The sequence below is a fragment of the Actinophytocola glycyrrhizae genome (genome assembly GCF_042653545.1).
GTDB classification, from domain to species: Bacteria; Actinomycetota; Actinomycetes; order Mycobacteriales; family Pseudonocardiaceae; genus Actinophytocola; species Actinophytocola glycyrrhizae.
In genome coordinates this window covers 353,170-370,665 of the sequence record NZ_JBHSIS010000010.1, presented here as the reverse complement: position 1 = coordinate 370,665, position 17,496 = coordinate 353,170, and the positions used below count along the sequence as shown (strand labels likewise).

14 protein-coding genes and 1 pseudogene are annotated in these 17,496 nt (G+C 71.6%); 12 read left to right on the top strand and 3 right to left on the bottom strand.

What is annotated here, in order from left to right; genetic code table 11:
* The first annotated feature begins 27 nt into the window (after positions 1-27).
* Positions 28-3,696 carry a multicopper oxidase domain-containing protein gene (locus ACFPCV_RS23430; protein WP_378058442.1) on the top strand — a complete coding sequence of 1,223 codons (3,669 nt, stop codon included), beginning with the start codon at positions 28-30 and terminating at the stop codon, positions 3,694-3,696.
* Between the two features lie 72 nt (positions 3,697-3,768).
* Here ACFPCV_RS23430 and ACFPCV_RS23425 read toward each other — a convergent pair whose 3' ends face one another.
* Positions 3,769-5,859, bottom strand: a complete 2,091-nt coding sequence (locus tag ACFPCV_RS23425; protein WP_378058441.1) for a HelD family protein — start codon at positions 5,857-5,859, stop codon at positions 3,769-3,771.
* Positions 5,860-5,966: 107 nt separating this feature from the next.
* Here ACFPCV_RS23425 and rsmD point away from each other — a divergent pair, with 107 nt between their 5' ends.
* Genes rsmD through ACFPCV_RS23410 form a run of 3 tightly spaced genes read left to right on the top strand, consistent with a single transcriptional unit; the run spans position 5,967 to position 8,869 of the window.
* Positions 5,967-6,512 (top strand): 16S rRNA (guanine(966)-N(2))-methyltransferase RsmD, encoded by a 546-nt coding sequence (rsmD, locus tag ACFPCV_RS23420; RefSeq protein WP_378058440.1) that lies wholly within the window; start codon positions 5,967-5,969, stop codon positions 6,510-6,512.
* 52 nt (positions 6,513-6,564) lie between these two features.
* Entirely contained in the window at positions 6,565-7,053 is a 489-nt protein-coding gene (coaD, locus tag ACFPCV_RS23415) for a pantetheine-phosphate adenylyltransferase (protein ID WP_378058439.1), read from the top strand.
* Positions 7,054-7,066: 13 nt separating this feature from the next.
* The gene (locus ACFPCV_RS23410; protein WP_378058438.1) at positions 7,067-8,869 is read left to right on the top strand and encodes a protein kinase domain-containing protein; all 1,803 of its coding nucleotides are present in this window, start codon (positions 7,067-7,069) and stop codon (positions 8,867-8,869) included.
* 230 nt (positions 8,870-9,099) lie between these two features.
* On the opposite strand, the gene ACFPCV_RS23405 is transcribed toward ACFPCV_RS23410, so the two are convergent.
* The gene (locus ACFPCV_RS23405) at positions 9,100-9,543 is read right to left on the bottom strand and encodes a GNAT family N-acetyltransferase (protein WP_378058737.1); all 444 of its coding nucleotides are present in this window, start codon (positions 9,541-9,543) and stop codon (positions 9,100-9,102) included.
* Positions 9,544-9,669: 126 nt separating this feature from the next.
* Here ACFPCV_RS23405 and ACFPCV_RS23400 point away from each other — a divergent pair, with 126 nt between their 5' ends.
* From ACFPCV_RS23400 to mutM, 5 genes are all read left to right on the top strand, one after another.
* Positions 9,670-10,419 (top strand): SPFH domain-containing protein, encoded by a 750-nt coding sequence (locus ACFPCV_RS23400; protein ID WP_378058437.1) that lies wholly within the window; start codon positions 9,670-9,672, stop codon positions 10,417-10,419.
* Positions 10,420-10,489: 70 nt separating this feature from the next.
* Positions 10,490-11,053, top strand: coding sequence for a YceD family protein (locus ACFPCV_RS23395; protein WP_378058436.1), 564 nt, complete (start codon positions 10,490-10,492; stop codon positions 11,051-11,053).
* Positions 11,054-11,112: 59 nt separating this feature from the next.
* Positions 11,113-11,295: a 50S ribosomal protein L32 gene (gene rpmF / locus ACFPCV_RS23390; RefSeq protein ID WP_378058435.1), complete on the top strand. Its 183-nt coding sequence runs from the start codon at positions 11,113-11,115 to the stop codon at positions 11,293-11,295.
* Between the two features lie 28 nt (positions 11,296-11,323).
* Entirely contained in the window at positions 11,324-12,094 is a 771-nt protein-coding gene (rnc, locus tag ACFPCV_RS23385) for a ribonuclease III (RefSeq protein ID WP_378058434.1), read from the top strand.
* On the top strand, positions 12,087-12,965 hold the full coding sequence (gene mutM / locus ACFPCV_RS23380) for a bifunctional DNA-formamidopyrimidine glycosylase/DNA-(apurinic or apyrimidinic site) lyase (protein WP_378058433.1): 879 nt from the start codon (positions 12,087-12,089) through the stop codon (positions 12,963-12,965). The genes rnc and mutM overlap by 8 nt, the downstream gene beginning before the upstream one ends.
* Here the strand turns inward: mutM and ACFPCV_RS23375 are convergent.
* Positions 12,910-13,668 (bottom strand): TetR/AcrR family transcriptional regulator, encoded by a 759-nt coding sequence (locus ACFPCV_RS23375; protein ID WP_378058432.1) that lies wholly within the window; start codon positions 13,666-13,668, stop codon positions 12,910-12,912. The two genes, mutM and ACFPCV_RS23375, sit on opposite strands and share 56 nt — an antisense overlap.
* Before the next feature lie 209 nt (positions 13,669-13,877).
* On the opposite strand from ACFPCV_RS23375, the gene ACFPCV_RS23370 reads away from it, so the two are divergent.
* From ACFPCV_RS23370 to ACFPCV_RS23360, 3 genes and pseudogenes are all read left to right on the top strand, one after another.
* Positions 13,878-16,391: a DUF4118 domain-containing protein gene (locus ACFPCV_RS23370; RefSeq protein WP_378058431.1), complete on the top strand. Its 2,514-nt coding sequence runs from the start codon at positions 13,878-13,880 to the stop codon at positions 16,389-16,391.
* Positions 16,388-17,068, top strand: coding sequence for a response regulator (locus ACFPCV_RS23365; RefSeq protein WP_378058430.1), 681 nt, complete (start codon positions 16,388-16,390; stop codon positions 17,066-17,068). Before ACFPCV_RS23370 ends, ACFPCV_RS23365 begins: the two co-directional genes overlap by 4 nt.
* A gap of 51 nt (positions 17,069-17,119) precedes the next feature.
* A pseudogene (locus ACFPCV_RS23360) lies at positions 17,120-17,329 on the top strand (VOC family protein); the annotation flags it as partial.
* Between the last annotated feature and the right edge of the window lie 167 nt (positions 17,330-17,496).

The window sequence follows — 17,496 nt, the reverse complement described above, 5'->3', positions numbered from 1 at the left end:
ACCGTGCGTACTTATGATGTCGTAGCTGTGCGTGTGCCCATCGCGTACGACAACTACGGCGACCATGACCGGAACGGCACCGTCTACACGCTGGCCGAGCACGAGGACACGCTCGACCGGATCCGTGCGACCTGGCCATCGCCGTTCCCCGACCCGGTGGAGCAGCCCGGCCTGCTCCCCAGGACCCACCCGCTCGTCCGCCCGCTGGTGCTGCGCGCACACGTCGGCGACCGCGTGGTGGTCCGTTTCCGCAACGAGCTGGACCGGCGGGCCGGCATTCATCCGCAGGGTGCCGGATACGACGTGCACACCGCCGACGGTGGCATGGTCGGGAAGAACCCGGACTCGTCGGCCGCCCCGAACGGCGGCCGCCGCCGGTATGTCTGGGAGTGCGGCGACGAGGGCGTCTTCCTGCTCTCCGACATCGCCGACCTGCGCGGCGGCGAGCAGGGATCGAACGCACACGGCCTCTTCGGCGCGCTGGTCGTCGAGCCGCCCGGCTCCACCTGGACCGACCAGGAGACCGGCGAACCCGTCACCGACGGGCTCTATGCCGACATCCACGTGCCCGGCGAGCCGAGCTTCCGCGAGTACGTGGTGTTCATGCAGGACGAGACACCCAACGACAACCCGGTGCAGCCGCCGCACCCGGCCTACGAGTGCGAACTGCCGCGCCCGCACGGCCACTCCGTCGCCCGCGGCGAGGAGCGGCTCCCGCCGGTGATCTTCCCCGACCACGGCGACGCCGGGCACGGGCCCGGCGAGGCGGCCCACTCGATGATGCTCATGAGCTACCGCACCGAGCCGATGGGCTGGCGATCGCTCGCCTACGAGCGGCTGCTCGAGTCCGGGCGGATCGACCCGGCGCGGGACGCGATCGTCGGTGAGGAGCAGCACCACAGCTCGTGGCTCTTCGGTGACCCGGAGACGCCGGTCCTCAAGGCGTACCGGGGAGACCGCGCGAAGATCCGGCTCGTCCACGCCGGGGTCAAGGAGACCCACGTCTTCCACCTGCACCTGCACCAGTGGCGCGCGGTGCCGGGCAGTGGCGACGGGGCTGACGCGTCGCCGATCATCGACTCGATCTCCATCACGCCGCAGCAGGCGTTCACGATCGAGCCGATCGACGGCGCGGGCTCGACGCAGCGCGCGACCGGCGACATCATCTGGCACTGCCACCTCTATCCGCACTTCCACTCCGGCATGTGGGGCATGTGGCGGGTGTTCGACGTGCACCAGGACGGCACCGGGTCCTATCCGGACGGGTCACGGATCCGTGCGCTGCGGTCGCTTCCCGGCCACGAACCGCCACCCGCGCCGACACTGGAACGGCCGGGGTTTCCGGTGTTCATCCCCGGCGAGTTCCCGCAGAAGTCGCCGCGCCCGCCACGCACCCCGCACCTGCCTGCGGGCATGGGCCGCGAGCCGACCGAGCTGGAGCGCAACGCGTTCTGCCAGGACCCGCAACCCGGGGAGGCGTTCACGAAGACCACGACGGACCCGGCCGCGCCGGTCCGCCACTACGACCTCGTGGTGCTGCAGGGCACCGTCGACTACTACGAGGGCCACAGCGGCGGCCATGAGAACAGCTGGCACGACCACCGCGGCGTGTTCTACGTGCTGCGTGAGGAGATCGACGAGGCCGGTGATGTCGCGGAGTTCCAGCGGCAGCTGGCGGCGGGCACGCGCGAGGTGCGGCCGATCGCGATCCGGGCCCGCAAGGGCGAGGTCGTCGAGCTGACGCTCACCAACGAACTGCCCGTCGGCTGCCACGAGGCCACCGCGTTCGACCCGGTGCTGCCGTTCCAGCCGGAGTGCGGGCTGCACGTCCACCTCGTGAAGTTCGACCCGCTCGTCGCCGACGGCGCCAGCGTCGGCTGGAACTACCTGTCCGGCACCGCGACCCTCGACCAGGGCGCGGAGATCCGCGAACGGTACAAGTCCTGGGTGTACCGCTGGTACTGCGACGAGGAGTTCGGGGTCGTCTTCTTCCACGACCACCTCCTCGCCAACGAACGGCAGCGGCACGGCCTGTTCGGCGCGATGATCGCCGAACCGGAGGGCGCGGTCTGGGTGGACCAGCACGACCACGACCGCGAGGTCCGCAACGACAACCAGGCCGTCGTGAAACTGCCGGACGGCAGCGCTTTCCGGGAGCAGGTGCTCGGCATCGCCGACTTCGTGCCGCTCGTCGAGCACGGTCACGGCGAGGAAGGCGAGCCGATCAACCCGCCCGCGTTCCCCGGCTCGCTGGCCGACCACGGCGCGATCGGTGTCGGCTACCGGTGCCAGCCGCTGCACGAACGGCCGGGCGACCCGGCCGACTGGTTCGCCTCGGCGGTGCACGGCGACCCGCGAACCCCGTTGCTGTCGGCGTATCCGGGTGAGGACGTCCGCATCCGGCTGTACCAGGGCTCGCACGAGGAACAGCACAGCTTCGGGGTGCACGGCATGCGCTGGCACGCCTGGCGCGACGACCCGGCGTCACCGTTGCGGGACCAGCAGACGCTGGGCATCTCCGAGGCGTTCAGCTTCCACGTCGACCCGGTCGCGAGCCCCGGCGACCACCTGTGGTCGCTGACCACCGCGGACGACACGTGGATGGGCGCGTGGGGGCTGTTCCGGCTGCACGAGTCGGAACAACCGGACCTGCCGCCGCTGCCGGGCGCGTTCACGAACCCGTTGCCGCCCTTCGATCCGGGGACCGCACGCCGGTACGAGGTGCTGGTCGAGCCGAGGGAGCTGCGCTACAGCAGGCAGCGCACCGACCCGTTCGGCGTGGTGTACACAGTGAACGGTGAACGCGGCCCGCTGGTGCTGCGCTGCCGCGTCGGCGAGTGGGTGGAGATCGTGCTGCGCAACGAACTCCCCGGCCCAGCGGAGGCGACCCCGTTCGACCCGGTGTTCTCGGCGAAGGACGACCCGGCGAACCGGGAGATCTCGGCACGGGTGTCACTGCACGCCGGTGCGCTGCTGCGGTCCGACGTCCGCACCGCGGACGGCTCGTGGGTCGGCCGCAACCCGGACACGACGATCAAGCCGGGCGACACGATCACCCAGCGCTGGTACGCCGACCGCGAGGGCGTGGTGCTGCTGCAGGACCGCGCCGACATCCGCACCCACCGCCACCGCGGCCTGATCGGTGCGCTCGTGGTGGAGCCCGCCGACGTGACCCCGATGGTGCACCGGCGTCCGAAGTGGACGGGGGAGCGGGTCGAGCTGTGGCGCCGCGACGGCACCCGCGAGCACGAGCTGGTGCTGCTGGTGCAGGACGGGGTCCGGCTGTACCACGACGGCGACCCGACCCAGCCCGTGCGGGACCTGGCGGACGAACCCGCCGACACCGGCCAGAAGGCGCTCAACTTCCGCAGTGCGCACCTGTTGCCCCGCGACCCATCGCTCGCGGGGGTGCCCCACACGCCGCTGCTGGAGTGCCGCGAGGGTGACACGGTGCGGCTGCACCTGGTGCTCGGCACGGACCGCGCCCGCAACCACGGGTTCCTGGTGCACGGCCGCACCTGGCCGATGGAGGAGCACCTCGACCAGCCGAGGGTCGGCGCGATCGGTGCGCTGTCGGTGGGCAGCGTCCGCTCGCTGCGGTTCACGGCCGGGCCCTCCGGTGACTACGCGTACCGGACCGGTGTGCTGCGGTGGGCGTTGACGGAAGGCATCTGGGGGCTGATCCGGGTCCGCTGACCCCGGGCGAGCGGCCATGCCCTGAAAGACGCTTTCGGGACGTTCAACGTCCCGAAAGCGTCTTTCAGGGCATCACGGCCAGTCGGGGTCGCTGGTCAGCACGGTCAGGCGCTGGGTGGCCCTGGTCAGCGCCACGTACAGCGTGCGCGGGCCGGTCGTCGACTCGGTCACCAGCTCCGTCGGTTCGACCAGCACCACCGCGTCGTACTCGAGGCCCTTCGCCTCGATGCCGTCCACGACGGAGAGGCGGTCGTCGGTGATCTCCGCCAGCATCGTGCGTGCCTCGGTGAGCCTGCTCGCCGCGGTGATCACGCCGACCGTGCCGTCCATCTCGGCGAGCAGTTGCCTGGTCGCGACCCGCAGCGCCTCTGCCAGCTCCGAGGGGTCGACCACGCGGACCGACGGCTTCACACCCGTGGTGCGCACCGCGTGTGGCAGCTGGTCCGGTGTCGACACGTCGGTCACCACCTGTGCGGCCAGCTCGAAGATCTCCGCCGAGTTGCGGTAGTTCGTGCGCAGCCGGAACTGCCGCCGCTGCGCACGCGCGCCCACCGCCGACACCCTGGCCTGCTCGGCCTCCGCCGGGTCCGGCCACGACGACTGCACGGGATCGCCGACGACCGTCCAGCTCGCGTACTTGCCGCGGCGCCCGATCATCCGCCACTGCATGGGGGACAGGTCCTGCGCCTCGTCGACCACGATGTGCGAGTACTCGTCGTAGTGCTCGCCGCGCCGGGGCGACGGCGACCAGTTCGGGTTCTCCGCGCGGGTCCGGCGGCGGTGCCGTTTCGGCGGCGGACCCAGCAGCACCCGCAGCTCGTCGAGCAGTGCCACGTCCGCGACCGTCGGCGGTGCCGACGGGTCGGCCCACGAGCCGACCAGCGCGTCGACCTCGGCCGGGCTCAACGACCGGCCAGCGGCGCGGCGCAGCCGGTCGCGGTCGGCGAGCAGCCGCAACGCCTCCTGCTCGGTGAGGATCGGCCACCACACCACCACGAACCGGTGGAACTCGATCCGCTCACCGAGCTCGGTGATCAGCTCGTTGCGGTCGAAGCCGAGCTCGTAGGAGTCCGCCTTGCGCCACAGCGCCTCCAGCAGTGCCTCCGCCGCGTCCACCCGCGACTGGTTCGGCGGCCGGTTGATGCCCTGCACCACGCGCCGCACCTTCGCGAGGTCCCGCGCGTCGAGCTTCAGCACCTCACCCTTGTAGGTGGTGCGCAGCTCGGTCGGCGCGTCCGGTGGCGGTTCGCGCAGTGCCCGCTTGAGCACTCTGCGCATCCGCAGCGAGCCCTTGACCCTGGCCACCTCCGCCGGGTCGACGCCTGCCGCGCGGACCCCGTCGAGCACCTCGCCGAGCGACCGCAGCTCGACCGTGTCCTCGCCCATGGACGGCAGGACCCGGGAGATGTAGGAGGTGAACGCCGGTGAGGGCCCGATCACCAGCACACCGGCCCCGCCCATGCGGCGCCGGTCCCGGTACAGGAGGTACGCGACCCGGTGCAGTGCCACGGCCGTCTTGCCGGTGCCGGGGCCGCCGGTGATCTCGGTGACGCCCTTCCACGGCGCGCGGATCGCCTCGTCCTGCTCGCGCTGGATGGTGGCGACGATGTCCCGCATCCTGTCGCCGCGGGCCCGGGTCAGCGACGCCATCAGCGCGCCCTCGCCGACGACCGCCATGCCGGCCGGTCGTTTCTCGGGCGCGAGCAGGTCGTCGTCGATGTCCACAACGGACTGGCCGGTGGAGCGGATGACGCGGCGCCGCACGACGTTCATCGGCTGCTCCGCCGTCGCCTGGTAGAAGGCGGCGGCGGCGGGCGCCCGCCAGTCGGTGACCAGGTTGTCGAAGTTCACATCCCGGATGCCGAGCCTGCCGACGTACATGGTCTCGCCGTCGGTGTCATCGAGGCGGCCGAAGACGAGACCCTCGTGTTCCGCGTCGAGGGTGCGCAGGATCTGTGTGGCGTGCCGCACCATCACGTCTCGTTCGAACAGCATCGCGGCCTGCTCGAAGATGGCTTCGTTGCGCGCGCCGTGGGCGAGCTGGTCGCCACGTCTGCGCATGGCCTGCGCCTCGGTGCGCATCTCATCGACACGCTTGTAGACGATGTCGACGTGGGCTTGTTCGACCGCGATCTCGGTCTGCCTGTCGGAGGTCTGCGACACGCACCGCTCCTGTGAGTGCCAGCGATTGGGTGGAAGAGCGAGCCTACGCGAAATGCGCGGACGAGGTGGCGGCCACCTCGATCGACAAGCCCTGGGACGATGGCACTGTGACGAGGATCGTGGCGGGCAGGGCAGGCGGGCGGCGGCTGGCGGTGCCGCGGAAGGGCACCCGGCCGACGTCCGACCGGGTGCGGGAGGCCCTGTTCAGCGCCGTGGAGTCCGCTGTGGACCTCGACGGCGCCCGGGTCCTCGACCTGTACGCGGGCAGCGGTGCGCTGGGGCTGGAGGCCCTGTCCAGGGGTGCTGAGCAGGCCGTGTTCGTCGAGTCGTCCGCCGGGGCGCTCGCCGTGCTGCGCAAGAACGTCGCCGCCGTCGGGCTGCCCGGTGTGGTCCGGGCGGGCAAGGTGGCGACCGTGCTCGCGGCGGGCACCGACGCGCCGTTCGACCTGGTCCTCGCCGACCCGCCCTACGCGGTCGAGGACCTGAGCGGCGAGCTTGGCCTGCTCGTGTCCGGGGGCTGGGTCGCCGAGGACTCCGTGGTGATCGTCGAACGGTCGCGGCGCGCACCCGACGTCGTGTGGTCCGAACCACTGGAACCCATGCGTGTCAAGCACTACGGCGAGACGTCGCTGCACTGGGCGAGGTGGGCGTGACCAAGGCCACCGTCGGCAGGTCATCGCAGGTGAGGGCTGATACCTTCCGCGCATGAGGCGCGCCGTCTGCCCCGGTTCCTACGACCCACCGACCAACGGGCATCTGGACATCCTGGAGAGAGCGGCAGGCCTGTTCGACGAGGTCGTCGTCGCCGTGCTCATCAACAAGAGCAAGAAGGGTCTCTTCACGGTCGAGGAGCGGATCGAACTGCTCGCCGAGTCCGTCAGCCACCTCGGCAACGTGCGGATCGACTCGTGGCACGGCCTGCTCGTCGACTACTGCCGCCAGCACGACATCCAGGCCATCGTGAAGGGCCTGCGCGCGATCAGTGACTTCGACTACGAGCTGCAGATGGCGCAGATGAACCAGCAGCTCTCCGGCGTGGAGACCCTCTTCATGCCCACGAAGCCGCTCAACAGCTTCCTCTCCAGCTCCCTGGTCAAGGAGGTGGCGACCTACGGCGGCGACGTGTCGCACCTGCTGCCGGCGACCGTGCACCGCCGTTTGGTCGAACGCCTTACGGACGGCGGCGCTCGGTAACTACGCTGGAGCGGTGCGTAGTGGGGACGTCATCGCCGGCCGGTACCGCCTCGACGACACCGTCGGGGCGGGTGGCATGGGCGTGGTGTGGCGCGCCACCGACCTCGAACTCCGCAGGGTGGTGGCGGTCAAACGGACCAGCACCGGCGACGGCGAGCAGTTGCGCAGAGAGGCCAGGATCGGCGCGGGGTTGCAGCACCCCAACGTGATCTCCGTGTTCGACGTCGTGGTCGAGGACGGCGAGCGCTGGCTGATCATGGAGTACCTGCCCGCGCGCAGCCTCGCCGAGATCCTGCGGACCGACGGCCCGCTGACCCCGGCCGGCGCCGCGCACGTCGGTGCGCAGGTCGCCACCGCGCTGGCCGCGATGCACGCCAAGGGCATGGTGCACCGGGACGTCACCCCGGCCAACGTCCTCGTCGCCGAGGACGGGACGGCGAAGCTCGCCGACCTCGGCATCGCGATGTGGTCCGAGGTCACCCTGACCGGTTCGGCACAGACCCCCGGCACCCCAGGTTTCCTGGCGCCCGAGGTGGCGCGGGGCTCGGCCGCCACCCCGGCCGCCGACCTGTACGCGCTCGGGGTGACGCTGGCGGCGGCCGTCGAGGGCGGCGAGCACGGGACCGGGCTGCACGACGTGCTGTCCAGACTGACCGACGACACCCCGTCGCGGCGGCTGTCGGCGGAGGTGGCGGCGGGCAGGCTCCGTAAGGCCGCCGGTGGCACGGCGGCACCCCGCCGCCGGGTCTCCCGCCGGGTGCTCCTGGCGCTCGGCGCGGCCGTGGTGGTCACCGCGGGGCTGATCGTCGTGCCGAAGATCCTGCCGGACGCGGCCGGTGACAAGTCGGGCGGCGCCACGGCCGAGGCGCCGGCCGACCCGGCCCCGAAGCGCGACGTGCCCGGCGCGGGCGCTGCGGCCAGGCTGCTGTACGGCCTGAGCGGCGGGGCCAATCTGGCGCAGGCGAGCGAGCTGGTGCGCGACGCGCCGACCAGGATGCTCACCACCACGTTCCACCAGTCGAGCGAGCTGGCGACGCTGTCCGGCTGGCGCCACAACGTGGTGCCCGACGCCTACGACAAGGGGTTCGCGCTCCACCTGCTCATCCCGAGCTGGCGGGACGACGACAACCCCGAGGTGCCGTTCAGGACGGGCTACGGGCACGCCTGCGGACGCAAGGAGCCGTTCACCGACACCTTCCGCGACGACATGCGCACGCTCGCCCGCACCTTCGCGGGCCGGGCCGAGGGGCCACCGCTGTACGTCACCGTGTTCCACGAGGTCAGCGCGTTCGCGTGCGGTGACGACGGGTACTACGAGAACACCCCGGCGACGCGGGCGTACTTCCGCGCGCTGAAGGACCGGTACCTGGAGATCAGGGACATCTTCCACGCCCAGGCGCCCAACGCGCGGGTCGGCCTCGGCTGGCAGGGGTGGCAGGCCACCCTGGACGACCATCCCGAGGCGGGTGGCGGTCCGTCCATGTTCGAGAACTTCGCCGACGTGCTGGCGGCCTCCGACTACAACGCCGTGCTGAGCTGGCAGAAGGCCGGCAACGTCGAACAGATCCGGCGCGCCGTGCGCATCCTCGGCGAGTACGGCCCGGTCATGGTCGCGGCCCATGCCAACGACGACGTGCCACCCGACGTCATCGACAAGGACATGCGCACGCTGCTCACCGACGCCTCGATCGCCGCGCTGGCCACCGACGGCCTGTTCGCGTGGAGCTTCAACGAGGAGAAGGGCATCGTCGACGCGGGCAGACCGACGGTCGAGTTCGTGAAGGACGTCGTGCGCCGTACGGGTCGCGAGCCCTAGACGATTTATCCGTGAAGTCGGTGTGAGTGGGCGGCCGGTCGTCGTGTGCTGGTTCCGGTTCGCGTGGGCAGGGCCCCGCTGCGCCGGGGCAGGGGTGCGGCTTCGTGGGGCCTGTTGCGCGGGCCGGGCGCGTAGCGCCCTGGCCTTGGTGCTGCGAAAGGCATGGCAATGCCCTGAAAGGCGCGTTCAGGGCGCTGAGCGCCCTGAACGGCCCATTCACGGCCCTCGTCCTAACGCAGTGGCAGCTTCATGCCCACGTGCGAGGCGGCGAAACCGAGGCGTTCGTAGAAGCGGTGGGCGTCTTCGCGGCTGGCGTCCGTGGTCAGCTGGACCATGGCGGCGCCGCGTTCGCGCGCGGTGTCGATCGCCCACTCGCACAGCCGCCTGCCGAGGCCGCCGCCGCGCTGGTCCGACCGCACCCGCACGGCCTCGATCTGTGCCCGCGTCGCGCCGAGCCGGGACAGGCCGGGGATGAACGTGAGCTGCAGCGTGCCGACGACCTCCGTGTCCGCGACGGCGACCGCCAGGAACTGCCGCGGGTCGGCGTCGATCTCGGCGAACGCCTCGGCGTAGGCGGGGGCGCCCGGCTGTTCCCGCTCGGCGCCGAGCGGGTCGTCGGCGAGCATCGCCACGATCGCGGGCACGTCCTCCGCGACCGCGCGCCTGATCTCGATGTTGGTCACGACCGCATTCAAACAGCTGACACACCGATCTCCGCCGACCTCCACACATCACCCGGGCACACCCGGCAGACTGGAGTTCCGCATGGCGTGTGCCGGGGTGCTGGAGGGAGCAAAGGCGTGTACAAGGTTTTCGAGGCCCTCGACGAGCTCGTCACGATCCTCGAGGAGGCGCGTGGCGTTCCGATGACCTCGAGTTGCGTCGTGCCGCGGGGTGACATCCTCGAGCTGCTCGACGAGGTCCGCGACGCGCTGCCCGGTGAGGTCGACGACGCGCAGGACGTGCTCGACCGCAAGGACGAGATCGTCGGCCAGGCCGAGCACCAGGCGGAACAGACCATCAGCAAGGCGAACCTGGAGGCCGAGCAGACGATCGCCGAGGCGCGCGCCGAGGCCGAGCGGCTCGTCGCGGAGGCGCAGGCGCACGCGGACCGGCTCGTGCAGGACGCCCGCAACGAGGCCGACCGCACGATCGCCGCGGGTCAGGCCAAGTACGACGACCTGGTGGGCCGCTCGCAGGTCGAGGCCGACCGGATGATGCAGGCCGGCCGCGAGTCCTACGAGCGCTCGGTCGAGGACGGCAGCATCGAACAGGCCCGGCTCGTGTCCGAGACCGAGGTCGTGCAGGCCGCGCACCTCGAGTCGGCCAGGATCCTGGACGCGACCGCCGACGAGGTGACCCGCCAGCGCGGGGAGTGCGACGAGTACGTGGACGGCAAGCTGGCCGAGTTCGCCGACCTGCTGTCCCACACGCTGCGCACGGTCAGCAAGGGGCGCGCGCACCTGCGTGGCGGCGGCATCGGCATGCCCCCGTCCGCGCCGCCCGCCCCGGAGCCCGCTCCAGCGGTCCCGTTCGATTACTCCGCCTGACCCGCGTACGCTGGTCGGGCACCCGCGAGTCGCGGGAATCCTTCCGAACACAGGGACGTTGAAGTTCGTCATGTCCGAACAGCGCAACAGCCCATGGACCATGGACACGCGGGAGCTGGCCCGCAGGCCCGGTGTCTCCCGCAAGTTCGAGCGGACCGTGGAGACCCGGCACGCCCTCGGGGTCGAGGGCGTCATCACCGTGCCCAAGGGCGCGCGGGTCGAGCTTGACGTGCTCCTCGAGTCCGTCGTGGAGGGGGTGCTCGTCTCCGGCACGGCCGTCGCGCCGACCGAGGGGGAGTGCTCGCGCTGCCTCGACCCGATCTCGGCGGCCGGCCACGACGTCGAGGTGGAGTTCACCGAGCTGTTCGCCTACCCGGACAGCATCACCGAGGAGACCACCGACGAGGACGAGATCCATCGCCTGGTCGACGACAAGGTTGATCTTGAACCGGTGGTGCGGGACGCGATCGTGCTGGCGTTGCCCGCCGCGCCGCTGTGCCAGGAGGACTGCGCGGGACTGTGCCCGGACTGCGGTGGTAGGTGGGCCGATCTCGGTCCCGATCACCGGCATGAGACGATTGACCCTCGGTGGGCCGCGCTAACGGAGCGGTTCCGCACGGATCGTGACGCCTGAGCTCGTGCAGCCCAGGGCTGTCCGGTCCCGCCACCAGCAGCATTGAAGGAGAACTAGTCGTGGCCGTCCCCAAGCGGAAGATGTCGCGTTCGAACACGCGCGCGCGCAGGTCGCAGTGGAAGACCAGCGCCGTCCACCTGGTGGAGTGCTCGAACCGCGCCTGCCGCAAGCCCAAGCCCCAGCACGTCGTCTGCCCCGAGTGCGGTCAGTACGGCGGCCGTCAGGTCACCGAGCCAGCCTGATCCACAACGGTGAGGGTGGTGGGCCACTGTGGGGGGTAGAGCGGCGAGGGGTCCGACGGCCGACCCGAGGAAGCTGCTCGAGGCGCTGGGCGTCGAGATGGATGCCGAGCTGCTGAAGCTCGCCATGACGCACCGCTCGTACGCGTACGAGAACGGTGGCCTGCCACCGAACGAGCGGCTGGAGTTCCTCGGCGACGCGGTGCTGGGGCTGGTGGTCACCGACCACCTGTACCGGACGCACCCCGACATGCCGGAGGGACACCTCGCGAAGCTGCGGGCGAGCGTGGTGAACATGCACGCGCTCGCGGGCGTCGCCCGCGGCCTCGGCGACGAGGGGCTCGGCGCGCACCTGCTGCTCGGCAAGGGCGAGGAGCTGACCGGCGGCCGGGACAAGGCGAGCATCCTCGCCGACGGCATGGAGGCCGTGATCGGCGCGGTGTACCTCGCGCACGGCATCGAGGTCGCGCGCGAGCTCGTGCACCGGCTGTTCGACCCGTTGCTGACGGAGGCGCCGCTGCTCGGTGCCGGGCTGGACTGGAAGACGTCGCTGCAGGAGCTGACGGCGTCGGCGAGCCTCGGCGTGCCCGAGTACCGCGTGCAGGAGGAAGGTCCCGACCACCGCAAGGAGTTCACCGCCACGGTGATCGTCGCGGGTCAGGACCGGGGCAGCGGCGACGGCACCACGAAGAAGGAAGCCGAGCAGAAGGCCGCCGAGGCGGCCTGGCGCACGCTGACCGAGATCATCAAGGCCGGCGCGGAGAAGGCCGGCGGCGAGCAGCAGCGCGGCAAGGGTGCCTGAGCTACCCGAGGTCGAGGTGGTGCGGGCGGGCCTCGACGGGCACGTCACCGGCCGCACGATCGCCACGGTCGACGTACTGCACCCGAGAGCCATCCGGCGGCACCTGCCCGGGCCCGCCGACTTCTCCGGCAGGCTCGCGGGCCGCACGATCGTGGCCGCCCGGCGGCGCGGCAAGTACCTGTGGCTGGAGCTGTCCGCGGCCGATGACCCGGCCAACCCGGACATCGCGCTGATCGCGCACCTCGGCATGAGCGGGCAGCTGCTGGTCCAGCCGGAGGGCGCACCCGACGAGAAGCACCTGCGTGTCCGCTTCGACTTCACCGACGACGGGCCGGAACTGCGGTTCGTCGACCAGCGCACGTTCGGCGGTTTCCTCGTCGACGACCTCGTGACCGTCGACGGTGCCCGGCTGCCGGCCGCGATCGCGCACATCGGCCGCGACCCGATGGACCCCGCCTTCTCGGTGCCCGCCGCGGTCGCCGCGCTGCGCAGGAAGAAGACCGAGCTGAAGCGGGCGCTGCTGGACCAGACGCTGGTGTCCGGCATCGGCAACATCTACGCCGACGAGGCGCTGTGGCGGGCGAAGCTGCACTGGACGCGGCCGACCGAGCGGCTCTCCCCGGCCAAGGCGACCGAGGTGCTCGCGGCGGCCACCGACGTCATGCGAGAGGCGCTGGGTCAGGGCGGCACCTCGTTCGACGCGTTGTACGTCAACGTGAACGGCCAGTCCGGCTACTTCGACCGGTCACTCGCCGTCTACGGCCAGGAAGGCCTGCCCTGTACGCGATGCGGCACGGCGATCCGGCGTGAGCCGTTCATGAATCGTTCGTCGTTCTTCTGTCCGCGCTGTCAGCGCCGTTCCCGTTCCTGACACCGCCCTGCCTGCAGCGGGACCCGCCGTCCTCCATCACGGGCAGGTGGTTGCCGTCCTCGTCGCGCGGGATGGCGCAGAGCTCCTCGATGTCCAGCGCCCTGCCCGGCAGCGAGTCGACGGCGAGGAACCGCACCAGCCCGTCGAGCACCAGCTCCAGGTGGCGGTGGCTGAGCCGGTGGTTGTCCTCCGCCGCGATGGCGACCGGCAGCGGCGGGGTCATCCTGATCATCAGCAGACCGATGTCACCGGACCCGACGTCCGGCCGCAGTGAGCCCTCGTCGTGCGCGGCCCGCACCACCTCGGCGAGCGCGTCCTGTGCCGCCTCGCGGGCGGCCAGCAGCTCCTCGTCCGCCATGACCCGCTCGGCCAGCATCGGCAGCACGACCCCGCTGCGCAGGTCGATCGTGTCGTGCAGGTAGCGGGCGAGCGCGGTGAACGCGTCCGGTTCCTCCTCGAGCGCCGCTTTCGCCGCGGCCACCGACTGGGCCAGCACGTCCAGCGCGACCTGGCGTAGCAGGACCGTCCGGTCCGGGAAATGGCGGTACAGCGTCGCGATGCCGACCCCTGCCCGGCGCGCGATCATCTCGAGCGGGATGGCCGCACCTTGCTCGACGATCAGGTCGACGGCGGCGCGAAGGATCTGCTCGCGGTTCCGGACCGCGTCCGCGCGAGTCCGGCGGGGCTTCGGAAGATCGTTCATGATGCCTTGCCCGGAGGCCGTTCCTTCGGTTGTCACCGTAATGTGAGCTGTCCAGCGGTACTGGTTGCCGAAGCAACGAATGCCGAGTCGGAAGTCACATATTCGACAGGTTGTCGGCTTCTTGTCCAGATGTCGGCCGCATCACCGCACGTGTGAAGAAGTCGTCAACGTCCCACCGCTTCCGGCCAGGGGGGAGCAGGCTGGTGTCCGTGAGCGAACTGCGCATCTACTTCGGCGCGGCACCGGGGGTCGGCAAGACCTACGCGATGCTCGGCGAAGCGCACAGGAGGCTCGAACGAGGCACCGATGTGGTCGTCGGTTTCGTCGAGACCCACGAGCGCGCCAGGACCGACCAGCTGCTCGATGGCCTGGAGGTCGTGCCGCGCCGGTCCGTGACCCACCAGGGCCGCGTGTTCGAGGAGATGGACCTCGACGCCGTGCTCGCCCGCGCACCCGAGGTCGTGCTGGTCGACGAGCTCGCGCACACCAACGCCCCGGGCTCGGCCAACGCCAAGCGCTGGCAGGACATCCAGGTCCTGCTCGACGCCGGCATCGAGGTGGTGTCCACGCTCAACGTCCAGCACCTGGAGAGCGTCAACGACGTGGTCGAGCGGATCACCGGTGTGCGGCAGCAGGAGACCGTGCCCGACGAGGTGGTGCGGTCCGCGCAGCAGCTCGAGCTGATCGACATCACGCCGGAGGCGCTGCGCCGCCGCCTCGCGCACGGCAACGTCTACCCGGCGCGGCGCATCGACGCCGCGCTCGGCAACTACTTCCGGCCGGGCAACCTGACCGCGCTGCGCGAGCTGGCGCTGCTGTGGGTCGCCGACCAGGTCGACGTCGCCCTGCAGCGGTACCGGGCCGAGCAGCAGATCACCGACACCTGGGAGGCTCGTGAGCGGGTGGTCGTCGCGGTCACCGGCGGGCTGGAGACCGAGACACTGATCCGCCGCGCCAGCCGCATCGCCGTGCGGGCCGGTGCCGAGCTGCTCGTGCTGCACATCCTGCGCGGCGACGGGCTGGCCGGCGCGTCGCCGCACGCGGTGGCCGAGATCCGCGGCCTCGCCCGCCACCTCGGCGCGACGTTCCACACGGTCGTCGGCGACGACGTGCCGGACGCGATGCTGGACTTCGCCCGCGGCGTGAACGCGACACAGCTCGTCGTCGGCACGTCGCGGCGGTCGCGGTTCGCGCGGCTGTTCGACGAGGGCATCGGCGCGACCGTCGTGCAGCGGTCCGGGCCGATCGACGTGCACATGGTCACCCACGCCGAGGCGAACCGGCGGTGGCGGCTGCGGGCCGAACGCAGCGCGCTCGTGCTGTCGAGACGGGTCACCGGGTGGGTCGCGGCGGTGGTCCTTCCGGTGCTCGTGACCGTCGCCGGGGTGCTGCTCGCGCCGCACCTTTCGCTGTCGACCGACGCGGTCGGCTTCTTCCTCGTGATCGTGACGGTGACGCTCATCGGCGGGCTCGGGCCCGCGTTGTTCGCCGCGGTGTTCTGCGGCGTGCTGCTGAACTTCTTCTTCACCCCGCCGCTGCACACGCTCTCGGTCGACGAGACGGAGAACATGGTCACGCTCGTCGTGATGGTGTTCGTGGCCGTGCTCGTGGCGCTGGTGGTCGACCGCGCGGCGCGGCGCACCGTGCAGGCCACGGAGGCACGCACCGAGGCGGCGCTGCTCACCTCGTACGCCCGCACGGTTCTGACGTCGTCCCGGCCGGTCGACCGGCTGCTGGAGAAGGTGCGGGAGAACTTCGGGCTGTTGTCGGTGGCGCTGCTGGAGCGGCGCGACGGCGAGTGGCACCGGGTCGCCTGCGCCGGGGCGTCCCCGTGCGACGGGCCGGACGACGCCGACACCGACGTGGCCGTGACCCCGGACGTGCACCTGGCGCTGCGGGGGCGGGCCCTGCCCGCCGACGCCAGGGGCGTGCTGGAAACCGTCGCGGGGCAGGCACTCCTCGCGTTGCGCCAGCAGCGGATGGCGGCCGAGACGGCCGAGGCCAGGCGCACCGCCGCGACCAACGAGCTGCGCACCGCGCTGCTGTCCGCGGTCGGCCACGACCTGCGCACGCCGCTGACGGCGGTCAAGGCGGCGGCAGGCAGCCTGCGTGCGCCCGACCTGTCGCTGTCCGCGCAGGACAGTGCCGAGCTGCTGGCCGACATCGAGGAGTCCGCGGACCGGCTGTCCGCGATCATCGACAACCTGCTCGACTCGTCGCGGCTCGCGACCGGCGCGGTGCGGCCCCGGCTGCGGGCCGTCACCTACGACGAGGTCGTTGCCCGGGCGCTCGCCGGGCTCGACGGCCAGGCCGCGGTGGCGGTCGACGTCGACGAGGCGCTGCCCGCGGTGCGTGCCGACGTCGGGCTGCTGGAGCGGGTCGTCGCGAACGTCGTCGACAACGCGCTGCGGCACGGGTGGCCCGGCCGCACCGACGCGGTGCCGCCTGCCGAGCCGCCGATCGCGATCCGGGCGAGCGCCCACGACGACCGGGTCGAGCTGCGCGTGGTCGACCACGGCCGCGGCCTGCCGAAGGGGGCCGCGGAGAAGTTGTTCGCGCCGTTCCAGCGGCTCGGGGACAGCACGAGCGGGATCGGGCTCGGCATGTCGGTGGCGAAGGGTTTCATGGACGCGATGGATGGGACGATCGGCACCGAGGACACCCCGGGCGGTGGGCTCACGGTCGTGCTGTCACTGCCGGTGGACGGGAGCGTGCAGGCGTGACGAAGGTTCTGGTGGTCGACGACGAGCCGCAGATCGTGCGGGCGTTGCGGATCAACCTCACCGCGCGGGGCTACGAGGTGTCGACGGCCGCGACCGGGCAGGAGGCGCTGCGGGTCGCCGCCGCCGTGCACCCGGACGTCGTGGTGCTGGACCTCGGGTTGCCCGACATCGACGGCGCGACGGTCATCGCGGGGCTGCGCGGGTGGACGAGCACGCCGATCATCGTGCTGTCGGCGCGCACCGACTCCGGTGACAAGGTGGCCGCGCTGGACGCCGGTGCCGACGACTACGTGACGAAACCGTTCGGCATGGACGAGCTGCTCGCCCGGCTGCGGGCCGCGGTCCGGCGCGCGGCGACCGGGCAGGCCGGTGAGGAGGCCGTGGTCGAGACGCAGGCGTTCACCGTGGACCTGGCGGCGAAGAAGGTGATCCGCGACGGCGCCGAGGTGCACCTGACGCCGACCGAGTGGGGCGTGCTGGAGCTGCTGGTGCGCAACCGGGGCAAGCTCGTCGGGCAGAAGCAGCTGCTGCAGGAGGTGTGGGGCCCGTCGTACGCGTCGGAGACGCACTACCTGCGGGTGTACCTGGCGCAGCTGCGGCGCAAGCTGGAGCCGCAGCCGTCGCGGCCGCGCCATCTGCTCACCGAGGCCGGGATGGGCTACCGGTTCGAGGCATGAGGATGACCTTGCAGTGCGTGGTGCTCGACGGGTCCCGACGACGAGGAGCTGGTGCGGTTCCACCACGCGCTGCCCGGCGGCGAGGTGAACCGGCCGGACCGCGGGTGGTCGCTGGGTGACGGGTGGTCGACGCCGCACCTGCCGACCGGGTTCGTGCTGTGCTTCCAGCGGGTCGCCGACCACCGCCCGCCCCGCTGGCCGGACCCGGGAGATTCGCAGCAGTCGCACCTGGATCTGGGCGTGCCGGACCTCGACGCCGCGCACGAGGAGGCGCTGGCGGCGGGTGCTGTGCCGCTGGACGACTCGGAGCGCGGGGTGGCGGGGTGTACGCGGACCCGGCGGGGCACCCGTTCTGCCTGGTGCGTGCGGCCGGTCCGCCTCCTGGCGTTTGACCGTGCGGGATTGCTCGTGCCGGTCGTGCTCCCGGG